27 protein-coding genes and 2 riboswitches are annotated in these 26,593 nt (G+C 40.6%); of the genes, 23 read left to right on the plus strand and 4 right to left on the minus strand.

The annotated features are described in order from the left end of the window. Nucleotides 1-5 precede the first annotated feature (5 nt). The 14 genes from AAV98_RS10180 (at nt 6) to sufB (ending at nt 12,514) form a co-directional block, all read left to right on the plus strand. The gene (locus tag AAV98_RS10180; protein WP_060665457.1) at nt 6-1,277 is read left to right on the plus strand and encodes an MFS transporter; all 1,272 of its coding nucleotides are present in this window, start codon (nt 6-8) and stop codon (nt 1,275-1,277) included. Nucleotides 1,278-1,400: 123 nt separating this feature from the next. Next, nucleotides 1,401-1,736: a hypothetical protein gene (locus tag AAV98_RS10185; RefSeq protein ID WP_060665458.1), complete on the plus strand. Its 336-nt coding sequence runs from the start codon at nt 1,401-1,403 to the stop codon at nt 1,734-1,736. Nucleotides 1,737-1,805: 69 nt separating this feature from the next. After that, nucleotides 1,806-2,690: a diacylglycerol/lipid kinase family protein gene (locus AAV98_RS10190; RefSeq protein ID WP_060665459.1), complete on the plus strand. Its 885-nt coding sequence runs from the start codon at nt 1,806-1,808 to the stop codon at nt 2,688-2,690. A 99-nt stretch (nt 2,691-2,789) separates the two neighbouring features. Next, nucleotides 2,790-2,902, plus strand: a riboswitch (SAM riboswitch). A gap of 135 nt (nt 2,903-3,037) precedes the next feature. After that, nucleotides 3,038-4,063, plus strand: coding sequence for a methionine ABC transporter ATP-binding protein (locus AAV98_RS10195; RefSeq protein ID WP_060665460.1), 1,026 nt, complete (start codon nt 3,038-3,040; stop codon nt 4,061-4,063). Next, on the plus strand, nt 4,056-4,712 hold the full coding sequence (locus tag AAV98_RS10200) for a methionine ABC transporter permease (RefSeq protein ID WP_060665461.1): 657 nt from the start codon (nt 4,056-4,058) through the stop codon (nt 4,710-4,712). The genes AAV98_RS10195 and AAV98_RS10200 overlap by 8 nt, the downstream gene beginning before the upstream one ends. Nucleotides 4,713-4,731: 19 nt before the next feature. After that, nucleotides 4,732-5,565 carry a MetQ/NlpA family ABC transporter substrate-binding protein gene (locus tag AAV98_RS10205; RefSeq protein WP_060665462.1) on the plus strand — a complete coding sequence of 278 codons (834 nt, stop codon included), beginning with the start codon at nt 4,732-4,734 and terminating at the stop codon, nt 5,563-5,565. Nucleotides 5,566-5,690: 125 nt separating this feature from the next. Then, entirely contained in the window at nt 5,691-6,062 is a 372-nt protein-coding gene (locus tag AAV98_RS10210) for a carboxymuconolactone decarboxylase family protein (RefSeq protein ID WP_060665463.1), read from the plus strand. 229 nt (nt 6,063-6,291) lie between these two features. Continuing rightward, entirely contained in the window at nt 6,292-6,474 is a 183-nt protein-coding gene (locus AAV98_RS10215; protein WP_060665464.1) for a hypothetical protein, read from the plus strand. A 296-nt stretch (nt 6,475-6,770) separates the two neighbouring features. Then, nucleotides 6,771-6,923 carry a hypothetical protein gene (locus tag AAV98_RS20585; protein ID WP_197284281.1) on the plus strand — a complete coding sequence of 51 codons (153 nt, stop codon included), beginning with the start codon at nt 6,771-6,773 and terminating at the stop codon, nt 6,921-6,923. A gap of 382 nt (nt 6,924-7,305) precedes the next feature. Further along, nucleotides 7,306-8,088 carry a Fe-S cluster assembly ATPase SufC gene (gene sufC, locus AAV98_RS10220; RefSeq protein ID WP_060665465.1) on the plus strand — a complete coding sequence of 261 codons (783 nt, stop codon included), beginning with the start codon at nt 7,306-7,308 and terminating at the stop codon, nt 8,086-8,088. Nucleotides 8,089-8,103: 15 nt separating this feature from the next. Beyond that, nucleotides 8,104-9,396 carry a Fe-S cluster assembly protein SufD gene (gene sufD / locus AAV98_RS10225; RefSeq protein ID WP_060665466.1) on the plus strand — a complete coding sequence of 431 codons (1,293 nt, stop codon included), beginning with the start codon at nt 8,104-8,106 and terminating at the stop codon, nt 9,394-9,396. Then, complete coding sequence (locus tag AAV98_RS10230; protein WP_060665467.1) at nt 9,396-10,616, plus strand: cysteine desulfurase; 1,221 nt, start codon at nt 9,396-9,398, stop codon at nt 10,614-10,616. The genes sufD and AAV98_RS10230 overlap by 1 nt, the downstream gene beginning before the upstream one ends. Next, entirely contained in the window at nt 10,606-11,040 is a 435-nt protein-coding gene (gene sufU / locus AAV98_RS10235) for a Fe-S cluster assembly sulfur transfer protein SufU (protein WP_060665468.1), read from the plus strand. Before AAV98_RS10230 ends, sufU begins: the two co-directional genes overlap by 11 nt. Nucleotides 11,041-11,116: 76 nt before the next feature. Next, nucleotides 11,117-12,514, plus strand: coding sequence for a Fe-S cluster assembly protein SufB (sufB, locus tag AAV98_RS10240; protein WP_060665469.1), 1,398 nt, complete (start codon nt 11,117-11,119; stop codon nt 12,512-12,514). A 44-nt stretch (nt 12,515-12,558) separates the two neighbouring features. Here sufB and AAV98_RS10245 read toward each other — a convergent pair whose 3' ends face one another. After that, entirely contained in the window at nt 12,559-13,380 is an 822-nt protein-coding gene (locus AAV98_RS10245; protein ID WP_060665612.1) for a DUF817 domain-containing protein, read from the minus strand. A 427-nt stretch (nt 13,381-13,807) separates the two neighbouring features. Then, nucleotides 13,808-14,506, minus strand: coding sequence for a VC0807 family protein (locus tag AAV98_RS10250; protein WP_231687732.1), 699 nt, complete (start codon nt 14,504-14,506; stop codon nt 13,808-13,810). 82 nt (nt 14,507-14,588) lie between these two features. Here AAV98_RS10250 and AAV98_RS10255 point away from each other — a divergent pair, with 82 nt between their 5' ends. From AAV98_RS10255 to AAV98_RS19975, 7 genes are all read left to right on the plus strand, one after another. Next, nucleotides 14,589-15,437: a DUF72 domain-containing protein gene (locus tag AAV98_RS10255; protein WP_060665470.1), complete on the plus strand. Its 849-nt coding sequence runs from the start codon at nt 14,589-14,591 to the stop codon at nt 15,435-15,437. A gap of 14 nt (nt 15,438-15,451) precedes the next feature. Beyond that, the gene (locus AAV98_RS10260; protein ID WP_060665471.1) at nt 15,452-16,819 is read left to right on the plus strand and encodes a bifunctional metallophosphatase/5'-nucleotidase; all 1,368 of its coding nucleotides are present in this window, start codon (nt 15,452-15,454) and stop codon (nt 16,817-16,819) included. Nucleotides 16,820-16,887: 68 nt separating this feature from the next. Then, nucleotides 16,888-17,190, plus strand: a complete 303-nt coding sequence (locus AAV98_RS10265) for a YunC family protein (RefSeq protein ID WP_060665472.1) — start codon at nt 16,888-16,890, stop codon at nt 17,188-17,190. Nucleotides 17,191-17,529: 339 nt separating this feature from the next. After that, nucleotides 17,530-18,636, plus strand: coding sequence for an HD-GYP domain-containing protein (locus tag AAV98_RS10270; protein WP_060665473.1), 1,107 nt, complete (start codon nt 17,530-17,532; stop codon nt 18,634-18,636). A gap of 98 nt (nt 18,637-18,734) precedes the next feature. Beyond that, nucleotides 18,735-18,926: riboswitch (Lysine riboswitch) on the plus strand. A gap of 140 nt (nt 18,927-19,066) precedes the next feature. Further along, a complete protein-coding gene (locus AAV98_RS10275; RefSeq protein WP_060665474.1) occupies nt 19,067-20,632 on the plus strand; it encodes a Na+/H+ antiporter NhaC family protein in 1,566 nt (521 codons plus the stop codon). A 355-nt stretch (nt 20,633-20,987) separates the two neighbouring features. After that, complete coding sequence (locus tag AAV98_RS10280) at nt 20,988-22,514, plus strand: sodium-dependent transporter (RefSeq protein WP_060665475.1); 1,527 nt, start codon at nt 20,988-20,990, stop codon at nt 22,512-22,514. Then, nucleotides 22,514-22,618, plus strand: coding sequence for a methionine/alanine import family NSS transporter small subunit (locus tag AAV98_RS19975; RefSeq protein ID WP_082380859.1), 105 nt, complete (start codon nt 22,514-22,516; stop codon nt 22,616-22,618). Before AAV98_RS10280 ends, AAV98_RS19975 begins: the two co-directional genes overlap by 1 nt. Before the next feature lie 458 nt (nt 22,619-23,076). On the opposite strand, the gene AAV98_RS10285 is transcribed toward AAV98_RS19975, so the two are convergent. Further along, nucleotides 23,077-24,060, minus strand: a complete 984-nt coding sequence (locus AAV98_RS10285; RefSeq protein WP_156317740.1) for a M23 family metallopeptidase — start codon at nt 24,058-24,060, stop codon at nt 23,077-23,079. 259 nt (nt 24,061-24,319) lie between these two features. Here AAV98_RS10285 and lipA point away from each other — a divergent pair, with 259 nt between their 5' ends. Continuing rightward, entirely contained in the window at nt 24,320-25,216 is an 897-nt protein-coding gene (gene lipA / locus AAV98_RS10290; RefSeq protein WP_060665476.1) for a lipoyl synthase, read from the plus strand. A 283-nt stretch (nt 25,217-25,499) separates the two neighbouring features. Here lipA and AAV98_RS10295 read toward each other — a convergent pair whose 3' ends face one another. Continuing rightward, nucleotides 25,500-26,189: a YhcN/YlaJ family sporulation lipoprotein gene (locus AAV98_RS10295; RefSeq protein WP_060665477.1), complete on the minus strand. Its 690-nt coding sequence runs from the start codon at nt 26,187-26,189 to the stop codon at nt 25,500-25,502. Between the two features lie 109 nt (nt 26,190-26,298). Here AAV98_RS10295 and AAV98_RS10300 point away from each other — a divergent pair, with 109 nt between their 5' ends. Beyond that, the gene (locus AAV98_RS10300; RefSeq protein WP_060665478.1) at nt 26,299-26,592 is read left to right on the plus strand and encodes a YutD family protein; all 294 of its coding nucleotides are present in this window, start codon (nt 26,299-26,301) and stop codon (nt 26,590-26,592) included. Nucleotide 26,593 lies beyond the last annotated feature (1 nt).

Raw genomic sequence — 26,593 nt, forward strand, 5'->3', positions numbered from 1 at the left:
AATTTATGTTGAAGAATGCAAGCTGGTTTCAGTCATTTATGCGGTATGATCATACTATCCAGAAGTTATTTATTGTTAATATCCTTACTCAAATAGGGCTCGGGATTTTTATGATTGTTTACAATTTTTATATAAGGGAGCTTGGGTTTGCGGAGACGGTAAATGGGAACGTCATCGCAGTTTCATCATTAGCAGCAGCTATCATCTTAATCCCAGCTGGCATATTAAGTGATCGGATTGGCCGTAAGAAAATGATGCTTTTTGGTGTGTTTTTTAGTGGAATCTTTATGTTCTTAAGAAGTATATTTGAATTAGAATCTCTGCTTTTAATCAGTGCTTTCATTGCAGGGATAGCCATGGCCTTCATTCAAGTTACAGCAGTACCATGGCTTGCTGAAAGCTCAACAAAAGAGCAGAGAGTTAAACTTTTCAGCTATCACTTTGCAGTTATGATGGGAGCAAACGTAATTGGAAATCTTTTGGGAGGTTCATTAACGGATTTACTTTTACATGTTGTAGGACTTACTCCTGTTTGGAGTATTAGACTAACGCTTTTACTTGGAAGTCTTATATTCATGTTGGGAATCATCCCTTTATGGAAAACCACGGAAGTACAACGAAAAAGAGAAAATAAAGCTTTTACTTTTAAAAACTTCCAATCATCTATACCCAAAGGCCAATGGAAGCTGATTTTTGCTTTTTCTTTTGCATCCATCCTGATAGGATTTGGGTCTGGGCTTGTCATTCCATACTTAAACATGTATTTTGCAGATCGTTTTGGGACATCAAATTCTACCATTGGCATCGTTTTATCTTTAGGTCAGGCGGTAACAGCCGTAGCTATGATTATCGGTCCGGCGGTTGTCCGAAGAGTAGGAGAGATGAGAGCAGTGGTTATTTTACAGCTTCTTTCCTTACCATTCATGCTAATAACCGCCTTCACTCAAATTTTTTGGCTTGCAGCTCTCGGATTCTTATTCAGGCAGGCATTAATGAATGCGGCAAATCCGATCATTTCTTCCATGATGATGGAGAAGGTAGATAACTCTTTGAAGGGTTTTGCTAACTCCATAAATCAAATGGTTTTTTCACTCGGGTGGGCTAGCATGGGGCCGGTTTCTATGACCATTGTTCTTTTATATGGGGAATATTGGGGATATTCGATAGTTTTCTCCATCACGGCTGTGCTTTATCTGACAAGTTCTATTTTCTTTTATTTGATGTTTAGGGAAAAAACGACGGCAACCTACCAAAAGGCTATGGTAAAGACATCATAGTCTGACATATTTCTTGGGAAATGAAGAGCAGTTATCGTAAATCACGCGGTAATTGTTCTTTTTTTATTGCAGGGATTATGCTGACAGGCAGGGAAATTAATAGAAAAAGGGGGCTGGTTTGTAATGGTAATAGAGAACCTAGAAATGTTTCTTCTTAAAGCCAAAAGTAAATCTCATGTAATGGAAATTATGCCTTACTACAGTCTACGCTGCTGTTTAGTGTCCCAAGGGGAGCGGTCGTTTTTTTCTCTAAGTAAAAATAACTTGCAAGTGGAACAAGGTGCAACAGTGGCTGATGTTGTAATTGAGGGTTCTGCAGACGATATAATGGAGCTTCTAAATGGAACGAAGATGAGAGATGTGAAAGGCTTAGCATTTAAAGGTTCCTTTCGACATTTCTTGTTGATGGATTCGTTGTTTACTCTTGTAAATCGTTCAGAAAGAAAAGAGGTATCTTAAAGGAATTGTACTCGCCTATCACGAATTAGTGTATTTAGACAGAGAGAAATTATAGGCGGTGTAGGGGTAGTGTATTATTTTATTGTTAACAAGTTGGCTGGCAATGGAAAAGGACTGCGAATGTGGAGAGAATCAGAAAATCTTTTAAAGGAGAAAAATTTACCTTATAAAGTTTCTTTTACTGAGTATGCAGGTCATGCCGGTAAATTAGTATTAAATGTAGATGAGAATTTGGTTCAAGCTGTCGTCGTAGTTGGTGGAGACGGTACCATTCATGAAGTGGTTAATAAATTGGTTTATAAAAAAGTGGCTCTCGGGATTGTTCCTGCCGGTTCTGGAAATGACTTGGCAAGAAGCCTTGGAGTCCCTTTTGATGTGGGAGGAGCTTTAAATCGTATTTTAAACGGTTCTCATCATCTAATAGATGTACCAAAAGTAGGTAAAGAGTATTATATATCAATTGCCGGGCTGGGGTTTGACGGGAAGGTTGCTGAAGTCACCAACAGCTCCAGATCCAAACGCTTAATGAATAAATTTGGATTAGGCGGCTTGTCCTATGTGCTAAATATTTTCAGAGTTCTTTTCACTTATCAACCCTCTGCTGTTTCAGTTGAAGTAGACGGAAGGGTAAAAAAGTTTGAGGAGGTTTGGTTGATAGCGGTTGCCAACCTCCCTTATTATGGTGGAGGGATCATGATCTGCCCTGATGCAAGGGGAAATGATGGAGTGTTGGATGTTTGTGTGGTTTCTGGAATTGGAAGATGGGAGTTATTATTTGTGTTTCCACTTGCTTTTAAAGGGAGACATATTAAACACCGGAATGTTACGATGCTTAGAGGAACGTCTATTAAAATAAGCCACAACTCCTCTATGGTCATGCAGTGTGATGGTGAAATTGTTCCAAATAGCTCCACAGATTTTAGTATAGAAGAGAAAGCTTTAAAGATTTTTTAAATATGGGAAGAAAGTTTTTAATTGACAGGCTATTTATCACCGTGATACGATTACAATCGTTAATTCAAATTGCCCAAATACTTAATTATATATGTTTATCTCTTATCGAGAGAGGTGGAGGGACGTGCCCGATGAAACCCGGCAACCGTCAACAAGGAATTGTTGAAATTGGTGCCAATTCACACAAAGCTATTTGCTTTGATAGATGAGAGAAAGGACTTTTCTCATTTAATCCTTTCTGCTCATTATTGCAGAAGGGATTTTTTATTTTCAAGGATAAAACAAACGTTTGATTAATCTTAATTGGGTAAGCTAAAACAAGGAAAAGTAAGAAGGTAGGTGCGAGCATGATTTCACTTCAAGGTGTAAAAAAGGTTTTCAAAACGAAAAATGGATTAGTTACAGCTGTTGATAATATAGATTTATCCATCAACCAAGGGGAGATTTTCGGAGTTATTGGATACAGTGGAGCAGGAAAAAGTACACTGATTCGTATGCTAAATGGGCTCGAAACTCCAACGGATGGAGTGGTGGATGTAGCAGGAAGAAATCTTGCAAAAGTAAAGGGCAAGGAACTGAGAGAAGCACGCCAAGAGATAAGCATGATCTTCCAACACTTCAATTTATTATGGTCAAGGACGGTAAAGGAAAATATCGCGTTTCCACTTGAGATTGCAGGAGTAAGCAGGTCAGAGCGGAACAAAAGAGTCGAAGAACTTATCAAGCTTGTCGGATTAGAGGGAAGAGATGACTCCTATCCGTCCCAACTAAGCGGAGGTCAAAAGCAACGTGTTGGGATAGCCAGAGCGCTAGCGAATAACCCGAAAGTGCTTTTATGTGATGAAGCGACTTCAGCTTTGGATCCGCAGACGACAGATTCCATTTTGGACCTGTTAGTCGATATCAATAAACGACTATCTCTAACAATCGTGCTAATTACACATGAAATGCACGTTATCCGTAAAATCTGTCATCGAGTTGCGGTAATGGAAAATGGAAAGGTTGTGGAGCAGGGAGAAGTGTTAAATGTATTCCGCAAACCTGAGCAACCTATCACGAAACGCTTCGTAAAACAGGTAACAGAACCGGAAGACACGCAAGAAACTGTAGAACATTTATTGACGGAATATCCGCAAGGAAAAGTAATACAATTAACTTTTGTTGGAACTTCTGCAGAACAGCCTTTAATAACGAATTTGATTCGCAAATTCCCCATTGATGTGAACATTCTACAAGGGAAAATCTCACAAACTCAAAATGGAGCATATGGCACGCTATTTGTTCACCTGGATGGAGAAGAAACGCAAGTGCAAGAGGCATTAAGTTTCATACGTGGGCAGCAAGTGGAGTTGGAGGTGATGACACATGCTTGAGCGAGTTAACTGGGACAAGATGTGGGAAGCAACCTTAGAAACTCTTTATATGAGTAGTATATCAGTTGTCGCTACGTTTATTTTAGGAATAGTTTTAGGACTATTATTGTTTTTAACTGCTAAGGGAAACATATGGGAAAGTCGTTTGATTAATGGCTTAGTTGCAGCTTTCGTAAATATTTTCCGTTCCATCCCATTTGTCATTTTAATCTTTTTACTTATTCCATTTACACGATTCATTATGGATACCATTATCGGAGCAAACGCAGCATTGCCAGCTCTAATCATTGGAGCTGCACCTTTTTACGCAAGAATGGTAGAAATTGCACTACGTGAAATTGATAAAGGTGTCATTGAAGCAGCACGATCAATGGGCGCAAAAACATCAGAAATAATATGGAAAGTGCTCATTCCGGAATCGATGCCAGCATTGGTTTCAGGTATAACAGTTACAGCCATTGCCATTGTCAGTTACACAGCAATGGCAGGAATCATCGGTGCAGGTGGATTGGGTAACCTCGCATTCCTAGATGGTTTCCAACGTAATAACTGGGAAGTAACTTTAGTATGTACTGTCATCATCTTAATCATTGTATTTATCATCCAATTCATTGGAGATTTAATAACTAACAAACTAGACAAACGATAGGAAAGAGGGGACGAAAATCATGAAAAGAGTGTTAAGTTTAGCTGTTGTATCATTGTTAGTGCTAGTTCTTGCTGCGTGTGGCGGCGGAGACAAAGGAATCAAAGAAGGTAAGCTGGTAATAGGTGCTTCAAATGTTCCACACGCAGAAATCCTGGAAGAAGCAAAACCATTACTAGAAGAAAAGGGTATTGAATTAGACATCCAAACATATACAGATTACATCATCCCAAACCAAGCTTTACGTGATAAAGATATTGATGCGAACTTTTTCCAACATGAGCCGTACTTGAAAAGTCAAATCGAAGAAAATGATTATGAATTTGTAAGTGCAGGCGGCGTTCATATCGAGCCAATCGGTGTTTATTCACAAGAATATGACAGCCTAGAAGAACTTCCTGAGGGCGCAGAAATCTTAATGAGTAACTCTGTTGCCGATCATGGCCGTATCCTTGCAATGCTTGAAGAAAAAGGACTAATTACGTTAAAAGAAGGTGTAGAAGTTACTTCTGCGTCCATTGATGATATCGATGAAAATCCAAAAAACCTAGAGTTCAATACACAATTCGAAGCAGCCTTCCTTCCACAAGCCTATCTAAATGGTGATGGAGATGCAGTGTTAATCAACGGTAACTATGCGCTTGGCGCTGACATTGACCCTGAAGAAGAAGCAATTGCTCTAGAATCTGGTGAAAACAATCCTTACGTAAACCTAATCGTTGTCCGTGAGGAAGATAAAGATAATGAACAAATTAAAGCATTGGTTGAAGTGCTTCAATCTGATGAAATCAAAGCATTCATTGAAAAAGAATACAAAGGATCCGTGCTACCCGCAAAGGCATCTGACGAAGAATAAGGTTCGAATCAATGACTCCGTACTATATTTATGGTACGGGGTTATTTTTTTGTAATACTTGAATACTAACCTCCCCCCTAAACAAATACTAACTTTGTGAAAAATAAGGATGGGAGTTGTCTTCAATGGAACAACATTATGAGCCGAAAAACTATGCAGAAGCAGCACTTCATGATTATAAAGCAGGACTAGGAGTATTCACAGAAAAGATGCCTGAGCTTGCACACCACTACAACGAGTTTACAGAAGCTTGTTTTAAAGAGGGCGTACTTGATAAAAAGCAAAAGCAATTAATTGCACTTGGTGTGAGTGTGTATTCCCAAGATGAATATTGCATTGTGTATCATACTAAAGGTTGCTTGGATCAAGGTGCTACAGAGCAGGAGATTTTGGAAGTGTGTGGCGTGACAGCAGCATTTGGAGGCGGCGCGGCAATGAGCCAATCCGTGACATTGGTGCAGTCTTGCATTAGTGATTTTAATGAATTGAAGCATTGATTTTTCTGGAGTCTGACCTTTTTGGGTTGGGCTTTTTTATTGGAATGAGATTTTTACGAGATCTTTCTGGATATTCCGCATCAGAACTAAAGTTATTTCACTGTTTTCATCGTGCTAAAAATGGTTCGGTCAATTTTTACGTGGGTTCGGACATTCTCACTCTATTTTAATAGGGTGTTCGGACAATTGAAGTGATTGTTTGGACAAGAATCTAAGGGGGTTCGGTCATTTGAAAAATCGGTTCGGTCAACTTTGCAAAAACTTCGGCCAACTACCGAAAATCTTCGGACAACTTTGCAAAAACTTCGGTCAACTACCGAAAAACTTCGGTCAACTTTCAAAAAACTTCGGACATTTGGGACTGCTTAGGTTAAATACCAACCACAACGGGACCACCTATGTCCAGATCTAACACCAAAACAACACCAAAAGCACCGGTCATATCGGGACAACCAGAACGCCCTAGCATTTTAGAGAAATAGTAAGCTTCCTCTCATCTATCTTCCCTAACTCCGCCACAACCTTCAATATCCCTGGTAATCAGCCCATACCTAAGTTGGATAAATTAACCACCCCTGCTATGATTAATAAAGTGTTTATAACAAATACTTTGAGGGTATCAGAAAAACTGGTACTAAAAATAAACACTTATAAATAGGAAGGGAATGGTTTATTATCCATCAGGTACATGTGAAGTACACAGGTGAAATGGAGAAGGCAATGTATCAAGCTTACGGTTTTGGTTATGAGGAGTATTCAAATAAGCTCTCGAAACTCATAGAAGTTGAGCAAAAGCGAGAAAAGGATTACCAAAAAAGCTTGGAGATTGTCGAAGAAGTAGACCGTAATTTCCGCCCATAAAACCTGGGCAGCAGCAAACTGTCAGGTTGACCATATAATATAGTAGAAAAAGGGTACGTGTTATTCTCAAACGAAAAGAGAATAATGCAGACCCTTTTTTGTTTTTTAATATCTAGGTTAATTGCTCCCATCGCACCGAGGAGGCTCAAGCACACGTCCCGCGGAAAGGGAATGACTGAAACCGGGAGTTAAATTAAATAAATTTCTCATGAAAATTCGACTTTGCCCCCTTATATTCGTTATAATTTGAGGGTATCTTACACAAGGCGGAAAAGGTTGCTATCACTTTCTATTTGTTATAAGATTGTAATGAGAATAAAATGAGAATTAAAACAAGAATGTGTTTTCATATAGGAACACAAGAACATTGGAGGTTACAGTTATGGGTTCAACGTTAACGATTAAAGATTTACATGTATCCATTAATGATAAAGAGATTTTAAAGGGTGTAAATCTTGAAGTAAAAGGCGGAGAGATTCACGCAATTATGGGTCCTAACGGAACAGGAAAGTCAACGCTTTCTTCTGCAATCATGGGTCACCCAAAATATGAAGTAACAAGCGGAAGCATTACATTTGATGGCAAAGATGTTCTTGAAATGGAAGTGGATGAGCGCGCGCAAGTTGGCTTATTCCTTGCAATGCAATACCCAAGTGAGATCAGTGGTGTAACAAACGCGGACTTCTTGCGTTCTGCTATCAACGCTCGCCGTGAAGAGGGCGATGAGATTTCCCTAATGAAGTTCATCCGTAAAATGGATAAAAACATGGACTTCTTAGAAATGGATCAAGCAATGGCACAGCGTTACCTAAACGAAGGTTTCTCTGGTGGGGAAAAGAAGCGTAACGAAATTCTACAATTAATGATGATCGAACCTAAGATCGCAATCCTTGATGAGATTGATTCTGGTCTTGATATCGATGCATTGAAAGTTGTTTCTAAAGGAATCAACGAAATGCGTGGAGACGACTTCGGTTGCCTTATCATCACTCACTACCAACGTTTATTGAACTACATCACTCCTGACCACGTTCACGTAATGATGCAAGGCCGCATCGTGAAATCCGGTGGCAAGGAATTAGCGCAACGTCTAGAGGCAGAAGGTTACGATTGGATTAAGCAAGAACTAGGTATCGAAGACGAAACAGTCGGTCAAGAAGCGTAAGCAAGGAGGATTATCATGACGTTAGAGACGAAATTACCGTTTGATCAAGACTACCTCACTAACTACTCCAAAGAGTCAGGAGAACCTCAGTGGCTGTTAGATCTTCGCTTACAAGCTTATTCCTTGGCAGAAGAACTGCCATTACCTAAGCCTGATAAGACGAAGATTACGAACTGGAATTTTACAAACTTCCAGAAGCACACTGTAGAAACTGCCATTACTTCTTTGGACCAATTACCCCAAGAGGTAAAGGCGTTAGTTGATGGAGAAAATATATACGTTCAAGTGGATAACACTCCAGTTGTCTCCACTGTGAAAGAAGAATTAAAAGCACAAGGCGTTATCTTTACAGATATCATCACTGCTGCAAAAGAGCACAGTGATCTTGTGAAAAAGTATTTTATGCAAGACGGTGTAAAAGTTGATGAGCACAAGCTATCCGCTTTACACGCTGCATTATTGAATGGCGGAGCATTCCTTTATGTTCCGAAAAACGTTGTTATTGAAGAACCGATCCAAGCGATCTACCTTCAAGACCAAGCGGAAGCTATGTTTAACCACGTTTTGATCGTGGCGGAAGACAATAGTGCTGTCACTTATGTAGAAAACTATTTATCCAATAATGATGGGGAAGGTTCCATTTTCAACATCATCACTGAAGTTATCGCTAACGGAAACTCTAAAGTGCAATACGGTGCTGTAGATAACCTTGGAAAAGGTGTTACAACTTACGTTAACCGCCGCGGGGTAGTTGGACGTGACGCGACGCTTGAGTGGGCACTAGGTCTGATGAATGATGGCGACACGATCTCTGAGAACGTAACAAACCTTATGGGTGACGGCTCTGTTGGAGATACAAAGACAGTAGTAGTGGGACGTGGAGAGCAAAAGCAAAACTTTACAACGAAGGTTGTTCATTTTGGCAAAAACTCCGACGGACAAATCCTTAAGCACGGGGTTATGAAAGACAGTGCAAGCTCTGTATTCAATGGTATTGGTAAAATTGAGCACGGTGCGTCCAAGTCAAATGCTGAGCAGGAATCCCGCGTGTTAATGCTTAGTGAAAAAGCTCGTGGTGACGCTAACCCGATTCTTCTAATTGATGAAGATGATGTAACAGCAGGTCACGCAGCATCAGCGGGTCGAATTGATCCACTTCAGCTTTACTACCTAATGAGCCGCGGAATTTCTAAGAAAGAAGCAGAGCGCTTAGTTATCCACGGATTCTTGGCACCTGTAGTAAATCAATTACCTATCGAAAAGGTTAAAAACCAATTGATTGATGTAATTGAAAGGAAAGTGAAGTAATGAATATCCAGGAGATACGTCAGCAGTTTCCCATCTTGCATCAAGAGGTCAATGGAAATCCGCTTGTGTATCTGGATAGTGCTGCTACATCTCAAAAACCGCTAGCGGTCATTGAGGCGTTGGAGAAGTACTATAAAGGGTATAACTCCAATGTTCATCGTGGAGTTCATACTTTGGGTACGAGAGCGACAGACGGTTACGAAGGCGCACGTGATAAGGTGAAGAACTTTATCAATGCGGCCCACAGAGAAGAAATAGTCTTCACTCGTGGTACAACGACCGCTCTGAATCTTGTAGCTGGCAGCTATGCACGCGCCAACCTGAAGGAAGGCGACGAAATAGTTATCACCTACATGGAGCATCATAGTAATATCATTCCATGGCAACAGGCGGCAAAAGCCACTGGAGCTACTTTAAAATATATCCCTCTTACAGAAGACGGGAGCCTGTCCTTGGCAGATGTGGAAGCTACCATCACGAAAAACACAAAAATTGTTTCAGTGATGCATGTTTCCAACGTACTTGGTACCATCAACCCTATTAAAGAGATCGCTGAGATTGCCCACCGCAATGGTGCAATTATGGTGGTCGACGGTGCCCAGAGTACCCCGCACATGAAGGTGGACGTACAGGATTTAGACTGCGATTTCTTCGCACTGTCTGGTCATAAAATGGGTGCTCCAACAGGAATTGGTGCACTTTACGGAAAAAAACATTTACTTGAGAACATGGAACCAATCGAATTCGGTGGGGAAATGATTGACTTTGTGGGACTGCAGGAATCCACTTGGAAGGAGCTGCCTTGGAAGTTTGAAGGAGGTACCCCCATTATTGCGGGTGCGATCGGACTTGGTGCAGCAATTGACTTCCTAGAGCAGGTGGGAATGGATAATATCCTTGCCCATGAACATAAGCTTGCAGACTATGCGATGAACCGCATGTCCGAAATCGAAGGAATCACCATTTACGGTCCACAGAAAAGAGCGGGACTTGTTACATTCAATATAGACGACGTACATCCACATGATGTAGCTACTGTGCTGGATGCTGAAGGGATTGCTGTTCGCGCAGGACATCACTGTGCACAGCCATTAATGAAGTATCTAAACGTTTCTTCCACTGCGCGTGCTAGTTTTTACCTGTATAACACAGAGGAAGAAATTGATAAGCTAGTAGCATCATTAGTGAAAACAAAGGAGTACTTTAGTAATGTCTTTTAATAATTTAGATACTCTATATCGTCAAGTAATTATGGATCATTACAAAAACCCGCGTAACAAAGGGGCAATCGAGTCTGACAGCATCACGGTCGACATGAATAACCCTACGTGCGGTGACCGCATCCATTTGACACTTCAAGTAGAAGATGGAAAAGTGGCGGATGCAAAGTTTGATGGGGAAGGATGTTCCATTTCCATGGCATCTGCATCCATGATGACCCAAGCGGTAAAAGGGTTAGAAGTGGAAAAGGCTCTAGAGCTATCCCAAATCTTTTATGATTTGATGTTAGGCAAAGAATATGACGATGAAACGATTGACTTAGGGGATATTGAAGCACTTCAAGGAGTGGCGAAATTCCCGGCACGTATTAAATGTGCCACTCTTGCATGGAAAGCCATGGAAAAGGGAGTCAAATCGGAATAAGCAAGGCAAGATAGGGAGTGAGAATGTGGCATTAAGTGCTGCATTGTTGCTCACCTCTTGAATGGAGGGAATAAAAATGGCGAAAAAAATGCCTGAAATCGGCGATTACAAGTATGGTTTTAAGGACAAAGACGTTTCCATTTTCCGTTCCGGCCGTGGTCTTACGAAAGAGATCGTTGAAGAAATCTCTCGTATGAAGGAAGAGCCTCAATGGATGCTGGATTTCCGTCTTAAATCATTAGAACATTTCTATAACATGCCAATGCCACAATGGGGCGGCGATTTGAACAGCTTAAACTTTGATGAAATTACGTATTACGTAAAACCATCTGAGAAGTCTGAGCGTTCATGGGATGAAGTACCTGAAGAAATCAAGCAAACGTTTGACAAATTAGGTATTCCTGAAGCTGAACAAAAATATCTTGCAGGTGTATCTGCTCAGTACGAATCTGAGGTTGTATACCACAACATGCAAGAAGACTTAGAAGATCTGGGTGTAGTGTTTAAAGACACAGACACAGCGTTAAAAGAAAATGAAGACATCTTCCGTGAGCACTGGGCGAAAGTAATTCCGCCAACAGACAACAAGTTCTCTGCTTTGAACTCTGCAGTATGGTCTGGTGGATCTTTCATCTACGTTCCTAAAGGTGTGAAAGTGGAAACTCCACTTCAAGCATACTTCCGAATCAACTCTGAGAACATGGGCCAATTCGAGCGTACGCTAATCATCGTAGACGAAGGCGCACACGTACACTATGTAGAAGGCTGTACAGCACCTGTTTACACAACAAACTCCCTTCACAGTGCGGTAGTAGAAATCATCATCAAGAAAGATGCTTACTGCCGTTACACGACGATTCAAAACTGGGCGAACAACGTATACAACCTAGTTACGAAGCGTGCAGTATGTGAAGAAAATGCGACTATGGAATGGATTGACGGGAACATCGGTTCCAAGCTTACGATGAAATACCCAGCGGTCATCCTTAAAGGAGAAGGCGCTCGTGGTATGACTCTTTCCATCGCATTAGCTGGTAAAGGGCAGCACCAGGATGCAGGTGCGAAAATGATTCACCTTGCACCAAACACGTCTTCTACGATCGTTTCTAAATCCATCTCCAAACAAGGTGGTAAAGTAACATACCGTGGAATCGTACACTTTGGTAAAAAAGCTTCCGGCGCACGCTCCAACATCGAGTGTGACACGCTAATCATGGATAACCAGTCTACTTCTGATACAATTCCTTACAACGAAGTGTTCAACGACAACGTTTCTCTTGAACACGAAGCGAAGGTATCCAAAGTATCAGAAGAGCAACTGTTCTATCTAATGAGCCGTGGTCTTTCGGAAGAAGAAGCAACAGAAATGATCGTAATGGGCTTCATCGAGCCATTCACAAAAGAATTACCAATGGAATACGCAGTAGAAATGAACCGTCTGATTAAGTTCGAGATGGAAGGTTCTATTGGGTAACATTTAGTCATAAAAAACCTTGGCATGTTTGCATGCCAAGGTTTTTATTTGTGTGATACTATTTTATCATTTAAGCTTCTTGATTCTTTCCCTTTCACCCGCTTCAATGTTGCCACAATCAGAAAGCTGACAATTACCAGCAAAAGCCAGGAACTAACCTTTCCTAAATGAACGAGGTTCCATGCGTCTGTCTGATTCGGATATTCCCAAGCGCCGAAAAATGTTGCAATATTTTCTGCCACCCATATGAAAAACCCGATGAGGACAAATGATAGTGCAATGGGCATTCGGTAACGAATACCTCCAACTTCATAACGTACCCAAGACTTGCAAAACAGGATAATGACCAATGCTGATAACCACCAACGAATATCGATCCAATAATGATGGGTGAAAAAATTAAGATAAATGGCTACTGCGAGCGATACAACGGCCCAAAAAGGCGGCCAGTCAATGAGTTCAACATTCAACCTTCTCCAGGCCTGACAAAGATAACTTGCCACGCTGGCATACATAAACCCGCTGTATAATGGCACTCCAAAAATCTTGGAATAGCCTTCCTCTGGATAGGACCAAGATCCCATATGCACCTTGAAGATCTCAAGTGCCAGCCCGATCAGGTGAAATAACGTGATGACTTTTAACTCATCGCGGGTTTCAAGTCCAGACCGTAGCATCCACCATTGCATGATGAGACAGATGATTAGAAGCCAATCATACCGTGGCAGGAATGGTAGAGGAATCACTTGTGTTAAGGCGAGGGAAGCAAAAATAACGACAGGAAACACACAGGATAATGCTTGTTGCCAGCCAAAGCGAACGAGTTGTTTGAATGCGCCTACGCTGGCCCATTGCTTCTTTTTCATCCTTGAACTAAGTTCCAGTGTTTCTTCGCGTATCATCTCTGACACCTCTCATTTTTATATTGTATATTGAACTTACCATATTATTTATTGATAAACAATAAAATTTTATCGATTATATTTTATAAGATTGTTAGTATTCAATACCTGGTTCATGATGAAGACACTTTTGATCCAAATATTTGCATGAAAGTGTCTTCATCTCATCAATGAAGACACTTTCGGCATAGAAATAACCACGAGAATGTCTTCATCTCATCAATGAAGACACTTTCGGCATAGAAATAACCACGAGAATTCCTTCATCTCATCAATGAAGACACTTTAGACAAGGAAATCAGCATGACATTGTCTTCATCACTCTCTGCCACCCCAACCACACAAAAAAGCATCCCCCTAAATGGGAATGCCTCAACGATCGAACTCACAATCACCTAACTAATTCCGTATCATCAGAATCTGATATCTTATCTTCTTTCTGCTTTTCCAAATACTCATTAACCTTCAAGCTGGAATAAATAAACCCACCAGCAATCAATATCCCAAACACCCAGCCGTTTACCTTCATGAAGAACAAAATCCTGTCATACCCTTGAACTCCGTAAACACCAATCAGATAGTATTTCAAACCGGCAGCAACGAATCCCCGCAAGGCAAATATTCCGGTAAGGATATAAAAAGCGGGCAGAATTGATTTTTGACGATAAAGCCGTAAGCTGTCTTCACGCTTATGGCCTTGAAGATAAGCGATATCTACCCCAAGATAAAGAGCTAATGGTTTTTTTACAAGCATGGTTGCAAAGATGAATATTCCAAAACCAGCAGACACATAAACCGAGTTCTGCAGCATGGTAAAGGCATCCCCTGAAAGGATATCAACAAGTGTGCTTACAAACAAAGAAACCATTATAAACATCCCTGTCACATTGAACTGTCTCTCCACTGCAAAACGGACAATGGTATACACAAACCCCGGCGCAGTGGAAAGCAATATCGCATAATAGTCTCCTAATGGTTCTTGTCCAAATTTCCAAATCAAATAAGGTAAAGCTAAGTAGAAAAGTAAGTCGAACATAACGATTTTATTTTTCATAGAACCTCCGTAAAAGATAAAGGATACAATTATCATACCAATTACTCCCATATTCTGCACTATAAACAGGAGAATTTTCCTCAGAATATGATAAAATGAAAAAAATGAGGTGAAACGGATGATTTATGTAGGTGTGACAGGCTGGGGAGATCATGATTCACTATATGTTGCAGGCACCGCGCCAAGAGACAAACTACAAGAATATGGTGCTCATTTTCCTGTTGTGGAAGTGGATGCATCCTTTTATGCTGTTCAGCCAAAGCAGAACGTAGAAAAGTGGGTGGCAGATACACCTGAGACCTTTAAGTTCATTGTAAAAGCCTACCAAGGAATGACAGGTCATCAGCGAGGAGAGATTCCTTTTGACACGAAAGAACTAATGTTTCAAGCCTTTAAGCAATCTATTGAACCCTATGAAAAAGCCGGAAAGATGGCCATGGTTCTTTTTCAATTTCCACCATGGTTTGAATGCAAGAAGGAGAATGTTGATTATTTGAGATGGTGTAAAGAGCAGATGGGAGACACAAAGGTAGCGCTTGAGTTCCGCAATCAGACATGGTTTCATCCTGCCTATCATGACAGAACACTGAAATTTATGGAAGAGGAGGGGTGGATTCATAGTATCTGTGATGAACCGCAAGCGGGAAAAGGGTCTATTCCTACCGTCCTGCATCCCACCGATTCTGAGAATACCCTTATTCGTCTCCATGGGAGGAATGTTCATGGTTGGACAAAACCGGCAAAAGGGAAGGACTGGAGAGAGGTCCGTTATCTGTATGATTATAATCTTAACGAACTAATGGAATGGAAGGAAAATCTTGAGAGGATAGCTCCTTCATCTCGTACCATCTATTTATTATTTAACAATAATTCTGGAGGTCATGCCGCTGGAAATGCAAAACAGATGATTGACCTTTTGGGTGTCGAGTATACAGGGCTGGCCCCAAGGCAACTAGATTTATTTTAGAGGAGAGAAATGGTGTGCCGCAAATTAGAATTTTACATACAAATGATATCCATAGTCATTTTGATGCGTATCCAAAGCTTGCGACTTTTTTAAATGAACAATCGTCTAGACAGCCATCCGTTCTTGTCGACATTGGTGATAATATGGACCGTTTTCACCCTATCACAGAAGCTACTGGTGGAAAGGCAAATACTAGCCTACTAAACATGCTGCGATATGATTATGTCACTTTCGGAAATAATGAAGGAATAACATTGGACTATCAGGGGTTATCACAACTTTATGAGGAAGCGGAATTTCCCGTTTTGGCTGCCAATCTATTCGAAGAAAATGGAGATTATCCTAGTTGGGTAAAGCCTTATGACGTAAAAAATATGGGAGATGTCAAAGTTGCCTTTATCGGAGTGACTGTTTTCTATCAGCATTTCTATTCGCTGCTTGGCTGGAAAATAGAAGACCCTTATATTATGCTGGAAAAATACCTGCCTGCTTTAAAAGAAGAGGCGGACGTAATTGTGGTGCTTTCCCACTTGGGAATTTCTGATGATGAGGAGATGGCAAGGAGGTTTCCTGATGTAGATGTCATCCTTGGCGGACATACCCACCATGTTTTGCCTGAAGGGAGACGAATTGGAAATACATTAATATGTGGAGCTGGGAAGTATGGGCAATACATCGGCCAGGTAGATCTTGATTATGATCAAGAGGTAAAATCACTCACTCATTCTACCGCGAAGCTTCATAAATTGGAACGCTACAGACCAGATCAGCAATTAACAGAGCGAATAAAAGAAATGGAACAAGTAGCGGAGAATCATTTGAATAAAAAAGTTGGACGTATTGAAGAATCACTTCCGGTGGAATGGTTCGCGCCTTCCATATTTCCAGATTTACTTGCAAAGAAGTTAAGGGAATGGTGTCAGGCAGATATAGGAATGGTCAATGCCGGTGTTTTGCTTGATGGATTAGATAAAGGTGATGTAACTTTTGGTATGCTTCACCGTATATGTCCTCATCCTATTAATCCTTGCAGGGTAACACTGACAGGCGAGGAGTTAAGGGAAGTTGTCCAGCAAGCTCTTCACCCTGATATGGAGAACTTGAGGGTGAAAGGTCTTGGGTTTCGTGGTGAGGTAATGGGGCGCATGGCGTTCAGCGAAGTCAGGTTCGACACAGAGTCCATAAAAGACGGTAGCGTTCAGGTGACAGATATTTATATAGGAGATAAACGATTGGCAGCAAAAGAATATGTAACCGTTGGTACCATTGATATGTTCACTTTTGGCAGGATGTATCCAAGCATCATCCGTGCAAAAGAAAAGAAGTTTTTTCTTCCAGAACTACTTCGAGATGTGTTAGCACATTCATTTTCTAATAATTGACCTATTTTTCACACCCTTTCTATGCACATACCATAAATTGATATGGGAAGGGAGCGTGACAATTATCTATGATTGAAATGACACCAATTACAATCGAAGGCCATACGTTTACAGCAATTACGGTACGATTGCCAAAAACCAATTTCTTGGCGGTGACTAGCGATAAAGGTTATATCATGTGCGGTGCGCTTGATGTTGGCTTATTGAATGCGAAGCTAAAGGACCGTAAAATCATTGCAGGGCGGGCAGTTGGAGTGCGTACCATCGAGCAATTAATAGAGGCCCCTTTGGAATCCATTACGTATGAGGCAGAGAATGTTGGTATTACTGTAGGGATGTCTGGGAAAGATGCTTTGTTAAAAATGTTATAGAGGCTAGGAGATGTTAGTTTAAACCTTCTGCCACAAATATATATACCATCGTCTTATACGGTGGTATTTTATTATGTCGCTGTGGAATTCCGAAAATGGCTTTGCTTTCCTAGGGGCTGACGAGAGTCTCCTTCGGCTTCGCCTGCGTGGTTTCCACCTAGCACTATCTCCCTCAGGAGTCAAGAGCCTCCCACTTCAATCAACAATTTTGTTTTCCTAACTATTTTGGTTGTAGTAAACTTTTCAAAACTTTTTTTTATTTTATCAAGCTTTATCCCGGAATTTTTACTATAATAGGAAATATATAGATTTTGTCGAAATGTGAAGATAGGAGAAGTTATGAGACTATTACCTACAAAATCAATGAAACCGGGAATGGTGTTGGCCAGGTCAATCTACAATAATTCTGGAAGAGTACTGTTGAGTGAAGGAATCTCTGTTACTTCACGAATGATCACACGGCTGCAGCAATTGAATGTTACGTATGTATATATAGAAGATGCCCGTACAAGCGGGATGGATGTACCGACAATAATTTCGGATAAAACGCGTAAGGAAGCAATAAAGACAATTACGGATACCTTTAAATCTGTGGAACATGAAAAAGAGTTAAGTAAGTGGTTTGTCATGGACAAGTCTTCCAAAAGCATCAAATCACTTATTCAAAACCTTCTTTCTGATATGAAATCAAATGAAGAAGTGTCCGCGCTTTTAACAGATGTGTATGTACACGACAATTATGTGTTTACCCATTCGTTAAATGTGACTCTTTATTCCCTATCTATAGGATTAAAATTAGGACTCTCTCAAAAAGATTTAGAGACACTAGGTCTTGGCGGTATTCTTCATGATATTGGAAAAATGTTGATTCCCAATGAAATTCTCTTTAAGCCAGGAAAGCTGACAAGTGATGAGTTTGCTGAAATGAAACGACATGCAACCTATGGTTACGATATTCTTCGCAACATGCAGACCATTCCTTTAATGGTTGCACACTGTGCTTTTCAGCATCATGAGCGCCTAAACGGCAGTGGCTATCCTCGTGGGATTAAATCGGACGATATCCATCTGTTTGGTAAAATTCTTGCTGTAGCGGATGTTTTTGATGCAGTGACCTCCCACCGCATTTACCGGAGCGCGATGCTTCCACATGAAGGGCTCGAAATTTTATATGCAGGGTCTGGCACTTTGTATGAACCTGAGATTATTGAAGCCTTCCGAAAATCGGTGGCCATCTATCCATATGGCTTAATGGTTACCTTGAATGATGGGAGAAAAGGGCTTGTTGTTGGCCAAAATAAAGATTTAACAGAACGACCTGTCATACGGGTAGTAGAAGAAGAGGGAGAAGAATTGGAAACATCTTACGATATTAACTTAAAAGACCATTTGAGTTTAGCGATTGTGGATTGCGATTCCCTCCAAAAGATAGCGGCCGTCAGCTAATAGGAAAGTCTAGGAGAAAAAAGAGATATATTTCCTTTGTCCTATATGAGGATGTATGGTATAGTGAACTCATAAAATAATATACTTCCCTTATCATACGATGAGGTAGAGGCTGCATAGCATAAGAGTAAAACTACTGGAGGTTGACACCTAAGATGGTAGAAAGAAAGGATGCTGTGCCGAAGCAATAAGAGCGGTCGAACTCTTATTGCTGGGGTTATCTTGAATAAGGATAACACTGCCATTATGACCGGTACGGACGGTTTCTATAATGGAGGGCTACTGATCGGATGGAGGATAACACATTACATAGGTAATGATAGTTATTTTCTATCATTACTTTTTATTTTTGTTTTCTTTCAGCGCCTTCCATTGTTGTAAACCGTTTGAATTCTGTCAAACATATTACAGCTTATTGGGGGTTTTTTTTGTGGAAGGAACAATTTATTCTTTGATTCCTCCGGTGCTAGCAATCTTGATGGTTATTTTGACCAGAAGAGTGTTGCTTTCACTAGGAGTAGGTATTCTGGCGGCAGCCTTAATGTTGGCGGATTTTAATCCGGTGACGATGGTTGTTTTAATCTGGGATGTGGTTTTAGGGCTGTTTTATTCTGTAGACGATAAAGAATGGAACTTGTGGAATATTTACATTCTTGTGTTCTTAATAATACTAGGAATTATCACGGCATTTATTTCGATTACTGGTGGCAGCAGGGCTTTTGCTGACTGGGCACAGACAAAAATTAAGACACGAAGAGGATCGAAATTCCTAACCGCTATCTTAGGAATCGTAATCTTTATTGATGATTATTTTAACGCATTGGCAGTAGGTCAGATCAGTAGGCCGGTAACGGATCGCTACAAAGTGTCACGTGCCAAATTAGCGTACTTGATTGATTCCACATCTGCACCGATTTGTGTCATTTCCCCTGTTTCAAGTTGGGGTGCCGTTATTATTGGTATTATTGGAACAGATGTAATCGTAAGACAAAACATTAGTGACTTAACAGCAATCAGTGCTTTTATGCAAATCATACCGATGAACTTATACGTTTTTTCTGCATTGATCATGGTATTCTTGGTAAGTTATTTTAACTTCAATATTGGTCCAATGAGAAAGCATGAGCAACGTGCAATGGAGACTGGTGAATTATACGATCCAGAAAAAGAAGTACCTGGAGAATTATCAGACGAGCTTCCTACTAGCACAAAAGGAACGATTGGTAATCTTGTATGGCCGATTGTAGCACTTTTTGTTGGTGTTATTGGAGCGATGATCTGGACAGGAGCTTCTGCAATTGATGGAGATATTACGGTTTTAGGTATTTTTGAAAATACAGACCCCTCTGCAGCATTATTCTATGGTGGATTGTTCGCTTTAGTAGTTTCTTTCATTTTACTTTTCAGTCAAATTTCCAGAGGTGGAGTATCAAACAACGTTGTGGGCCGCGGTTTAGTAGAAGGAACAAAATCCATGCTTCCTGCCATTTATATTCTATTATTTGCATGGACTATTGCAGGATTGATTGATGGCTTGGGAACCGGAACATATATTGCGGAACAAGTAGAAAATTCAAATATTAATATTGCCTTTTTGCCGGCTATCATTTTTGTCATTGCCGGTTTTACAGCTCTTGCAACAGGTACTTCATGGGGAACTTTCACGTTATTACTTCCTATTGCAGGGCAGATAGCAGCAGCTACAGATGTAACCATTCTTTTACCTGTTCTTGCAGCAGTATTGGCTGGAGCGGTATTCGGTGATCATTGTTCACCAATTTCCGATACTACGATCCTTTCTTCCACTGGTGCAGGATGTAACCATATTGACCATGTTTTAACACAGCTGCCATATGCGTTAATTAGTGCAGGTGTCGCGATTGCAGGATTTATTGTGCTCGGATTGACAGGTAGCACATTACTTGGTCTGCTCGTAGTGTTAGTGGCATTTGTAATCATTGGTTTTAGTTTTAAAGCGGTAAAAACAGCAGAATAAACAAAAGAATACTTTTCAAATAAAGTAAAAAACACCGTCTTTTTATCTATTTTTAATTAAGAGATAAAAAGGGAGGTGTTTTTTCTTTTGATAAAATAAATGAATAAATATTCACATTGAAACTCACGTGTATCAGCATGTGTGGTTTTTAATGGACTGTTAATAGAATAAAAATACACTGTAGAGAATTGTCACATAGTGTCGACTAATATAGCATAAAAGTTTGTTTTGACATAGTCATAAAGTCTAGTTATACTATGTATAAATTATATTAAATAATCAGAAAAAATAAAACATTTAGACTCTTTTATCTATTTTTTGGTAAATTAAGAGTCTAAGTAGGGGGAGAAAAAGAATGGAAAATCGACCGCAATGGGGGACAAGAGCAGGATTTATTTTAGCAGCGGTTGGATCGGCCATCGGTTTAGGAAACATTTGGCGTTTTCCAGCAACTGCGTATGAAAATGGAGGAGGAGCATTCTTTGTACCTTATTTATTCGCTCTTCTGACAGCAGGTATTCCGTTATTGATCCTTGAATTCACTATGGGTCATAAGTACCGGGGCTCTGCACCACTTTCTTATGCAAGAATGAACAAAAAGTATGAATGGCTCGGCTGGTGGCAAGTTGGTATTGCATTTGTAATTTCTACTTATTATGCCGTCATCATCGCTTGGGCCATGTCCTACTCGGTTTTCTCGCTAAATTTGAAGTGGGGAGACGATACAGGCGGATTCCTTATTGGAGAGTACCTTCAGGTTGCAGCGCCAGGTGAGATTGGGGGACTTGTTCCTTCCGTATTACTTCCATTAGTAATTGTTTGGGTTGTAACACTTGGAATTCTCTTCAAAGGCGTTAAGAAAGGTGTAGAGGTAGCAAATAAAATTTTCATCCCTGCACTTGTCATTTTATTCTTGGTTATCGTTGTTCGCGCTTTGACTTTAGAAGGAGCAACAACAGGACTAAACGCGTTCTTCAAACCGGACTGGAGCACAATTGCAGACGGTAAAGTTTGGGTAGCTGCATATGGACAAATTTTCTTCAGTTTATCCATTGCATTTGCCATCATGGTCACGTATTCCAGTTATCTTCCGAAAAAAGCGGATATTACAAATAATGCATTCATTACAGCTTTTAGTAACTCGGGCTTTGAATTATTAGCAGGTATTGGTGTATTCAGTATTCTGGGATTCATGGCAGTACAGCAAGGTGTTGGAGTAGAGGATGTGGTAGCAGGCGGTGTTGGATTGGCATTCGTTGTGTTTCCACAAATCATTAATGAGTTCCCTGCATTTAAAGAGTTGTTCGGGTTCTTGTTCTTTGGATCTTTAGTTTTGGCTGGATTATCATCCCTGATTTCAATTGTCGAAACTTTTGTTGCAGGGGTGCAAGACAAATTTAAAGTGTCCCGTACGAAAGCAGTTGCATTCGGTGGTGGACTGTCTGCCGTTATCTCCATCCTATTTGCGACAAAAGGCGGATTGAATTTCCTTGATGTTGCAGATTACTTCATCAATCAATTCGGTGTGGCACTTGCAGGTCTTGTCCAAGTAATTATCGTTGTCTATTTTGCAAGACAGCTTAAGACATTGCGTAACCATGCGAACGAAATCTCAGATATTAAATTAACTGGGTTCCTTGGACAATGGTGGACTTGGTCCTTAGCAGTTATCACACCAATTGTCCTTGGTTATATGATGATTGATCTTATTCGTACAAATATTGCGGAAGTATACGGAGATTATCCACGTATCTTCACGATTCAATATGGTGTAGTTGTCGCGGTACTTGCATTGCTCGTAGGTATTGCCTTCTCACTAATTAATTGGAAAAAAGACGCGTTGGAGCTTCCAGCTTCCTCGTCAAAGGAGGTCAATAAATAATGGAAACAAGTGCGATTTTCATGATGGTTGTCGGAATTGTCATCATTTGGGGTGGCCTTGCTGGAAGTATACTATGGGCAATGAAAAAGGGTAAGGAAGCTTAAATATAAAAAAGCTGTTGATCGAATGTCAATTCGGTCAGCAGCTTCTTTTATGCTTAAGAAAGCAAGTAGTCTGGTTGAACTCCGTTTCAGGCGCTTCGCTTGCCTGCGAGCGGTGCGTGAGCCTCCTCAGGCTTCGCCTTCCGGGGTCTCACCTGTCCCTTCCTCACGCGGGCGTCTACGCGCCTTCCACTCCTTATCAACAAGGTAATTTCACATACCAAAAGGTTAAAGAAGAGTATCTAAACGAGTTAACTGAATTTGAATTATCGTCTCTTTAAACGGAATTTCTAGCTTTGTATTGGAGCAAATGGCGAAGACTCCTGCGGGGAAAGTAGCGACATTGTTGAGACCCCTGAAGCGTTGTGAGGAGGCTCAAGGTCGCCCCGCGAAAAGCGAAGCCATTTGCGGAAAGGAACAGCCGCGTTTAACCAAACTAATAAAGTTTTTATATCAAATCCTTAACGCTTTCTTCTATCCCCACGTTCCCAAGATTTTAGGTGTGGGAACGGGTCAAAGGACCATTCAGAATAGCCGTTGTCTTTGTACATGCCATAGTGAAGATGTGGAGGGAATTTCCCTGCCGTTCCAGGAGGTCCATAACCAGAGCTACCTACGGATCCGATAATTTGACCTGGTTCTACCACCTGTCCTACTTCTAGATCTTTAGCAAAGCCATTTAAATGCGCAAAATAATGATAAGTATTATTTATGTCACGAATTCCAAGGCGCCAGCCGCCGAACTTGTTCCATCCTTTAATCTCAATGACACCATAACAAGTGGAACGAACTGGGACACCGTAACTTGCAAATATATCTGTCCCCTCATGCATTCTTCTGCCACCCCAGCCGCGTGCATCTCCCCACGTATTTTTGTAGCTGAAATTGGACCGGATTGGAAGAGGAAAAGCATGGGTATCAAGCTTAAGGGTTTTATACGTACTATAAAGTTTCATATGGTTCATGATAAGCCCGACCGTTTTATCGCGCTGATAATACTCCCACAAGGCAATTTTTATATTTTCCTTATCTGTACCGTATGATCGGAGGTAATTAGCAAATGTAAACAATACATCTTCATCATTTGTAGAATCAGCTACTCCATCCCCGTTTCCATCCATCCCCATTCCGCCAAAAAATTGAATGCTCATTGGATTGCTGTCCTGTGAATTAGGATTTAACGGACCAGCCCACACTTCAGGTTTGTAATAAATACCGGTAACACCTTTTGCCTTCGGAATATCTCTTCTTACTCTGCGGACATTTCTTTCATATTGATCAACAGCTGCAAAATAGTACCAGGGTATCTGGGTGACAGATTGCATTCGGGTATATAGATCTTGCCTTTTAGCATATATTTGTTCGTCTTTTAAGTTTGTTTCTTTAGCAAAAGCATCTGTTGGAATCAAACTCATTAGGATAATCACACAAAAAAATAGCCGTATCAAATCCTCACTCCTTCCTTTTCTTTCATTTCCTACTGTTAGTTTGGTAAGTTTTCCTCATTTCATAAATACTAATTCATGGAAGATTGTCTGGAGTATGTTCGTGGAAGGTTTTGGACTTGTTTCTTTACCAGATGTTTGATAAAGTGACAGGTGTGAATATGTCATTTTCCCTATAAGATAAGTTAGAATAGTGAAAATATACAGATAAATTATTGGTGAAGTCATCTTGAAAATAAGACAAGTTGGAGTTGATCATATGGCTAAAAAAGAGGAGTATATACGTAAACCTGATTGGCTGAAAATCAAATTGAATACGAATGAAAACTATACAGGACTTAAGAAACTGATGAGAGAGCACAACCTTAACACAGTATGTGAAGAGGCAAAGTGTCCGAACATTCATGAATGCTGGGCAGTTAGACGTACAGCTACATTCATGATCCTTGGTGCCATCTGTACGCGAGCGTGTCGTTTCTGTGCAGTCAAGACAGGATTACCAACAGAGCTTGATACACAAGAGCCGGAACGCGTAGCAGAATCAGTAAGATTAATGAACTTAAAGCACGCTGTTATTACAGCCGTTGCCCGTGATGATCTAAAAGATGGCGGAGCAGCCATTTTTGCAGAAACGATTAGAGCGGTTCGCCGTGAAAACCCTTTTACGACGATTGAAGTTTTACCTTCTGATATGGGCGGAGTTTATGAGAACATTGAAATGTTAATGGCAGCAAGACCGGATATTCTTAACCATAACATTGAAACAGTTCGTTCTTTAACACCTCGAGTTCGTGCGAGAGCTACATATGACCGTTCTCTTGAACTATTACGTCGTGCAAAAGAATTACAACCTGATATTCCAACTAAATCAAGCATTATGATTGGACTTGGAGAAACAAAAGAAGAGATTATTGAAACAATGGATGATCTTCGTGCCAACAATGTAGACATTATGGCAATTGGTCAATACCTGCAACCTTCAAAAAAACACATTAAGGTGCAGAAGTATTACCATCCTGATGAGTTTGCGGAGTTGAAGGAAATCGCAATGACAAAAGGTTTCAGTCATTGTGAAGCAGGTCCACTTGTACGTTCTTCCTATCACGCTGATGAGCAAGTAAACGAAGCGTCAAAAGCAAGACAAGCACAAGCTTAGCACTGACAGTTGATTTCCGTTCCAGGCGCTTCGCTTTCCAAGGGCGGTCCGGGAGCCTCCTCACTTCGTTGGAGGCCACTGAAAAACTGATAACGTAAAGTTTTTTATGAATCCTAGCTGGTGATTGGAGCAAAAGGCGAAGACTCCTGAGGGAGCTAGTGTAGGTGGAGACCCCGCAGGCGTAGCCGAGGAGTCTGCGCGCCTTCCACTTCAATCAACTTGGGTTTATTATACAAAAAAGGTACAGCTCCTACTTTACTTCTAAGGAACTGTACCTTTTTTGTTAATCGTTTTTCATTTGTTTTCGGAATTCACTTTTGTCTGATCCTTCATTCATCTCTCCATCTGCTTCACCGTTTCCATTTTCGCCAGTGTTCAACTGTTTACCTTGTGGAGATTTAAGCATCTCATTAATCGTGGATTCCAAAATTTCATCCACCCTAGGACTTGTCACACCAAGGGAACGAAAGCGTTCAATATCATGAATCATTTCTGGATTATCAGAAATGTAAACATGGTAATAACGTGGAACGATGGATAATCCAGTTTTACTTACTTGATCTGCTGTTAGCTCGCGGTCTTCACTGTTTGTTTCATACGCAATAAGTACTTCTTCATCTGTAACAAGTGTTGCAGAATCTTCTATTGCGGGTAACTGAACAACCATTTTGTTGATGATATTGGCAATTTCTCCATAATCAACGGCAGCGATATTTTCATTGTAGCGCTGAGAGTTTCTCACTGGTTCAGCTTGGTCGCGAACGTAACCGAAACGAGTTTGATCGTGGTTATTGCTGTCTCTTACATCATACATTTCGTAACGGTGTCCTGTATTTGTATTCATTGGCTGCCCATCACGCCCGTATATGGTGCTTCTGGCTTGGCGTTCCTCTGGCGTTGGGTCAAAAGAACAGGCCGAAGTGATGGCAGTAACTAAACTGCATGCTGCAAGAATTTTTATTGTTTTCCTCAATGGAAACACCTCCTTATGTATAGGATTGCCCGTTGAAAAAAATTTTGACTTAGAAATTAGTGGAGAATGGTCTATAATGTAAATAAGAGCAGAAATGGAGGAACGGCAAATGATTTGTATTGGAAACCATTGCTACGAACTGTTGGAAGAAAATCGAAACGGTTTCAACGAAGAAACCTTTCGCGCAAGATATATTGATGTACTAAACAAATACGACTATATTGTCGGAGACTGGGGTTATAACCAATTGCGGTTGCGCGGATTTTTTGAAGACCAAAATCATAAATCCACCCATGACACAAAGATCAGCACCCTTCCAGATTACATTTTAGAATATTGTAATTTTGGCTGTGCCTACTTTGTATTGAAGAAAGTAAAGAAACCTGCAACGGAAGCAAAATAAT

This window comes from Bacillus sp. CHD6a (assembly GCF_001293645.1).
In the GTDB taxonomy this organism is placed as follows: Bacteria; Bacillota; Bacilli; order Bacillales; family Bacillaceae_I; genus Sutcliffiella_A.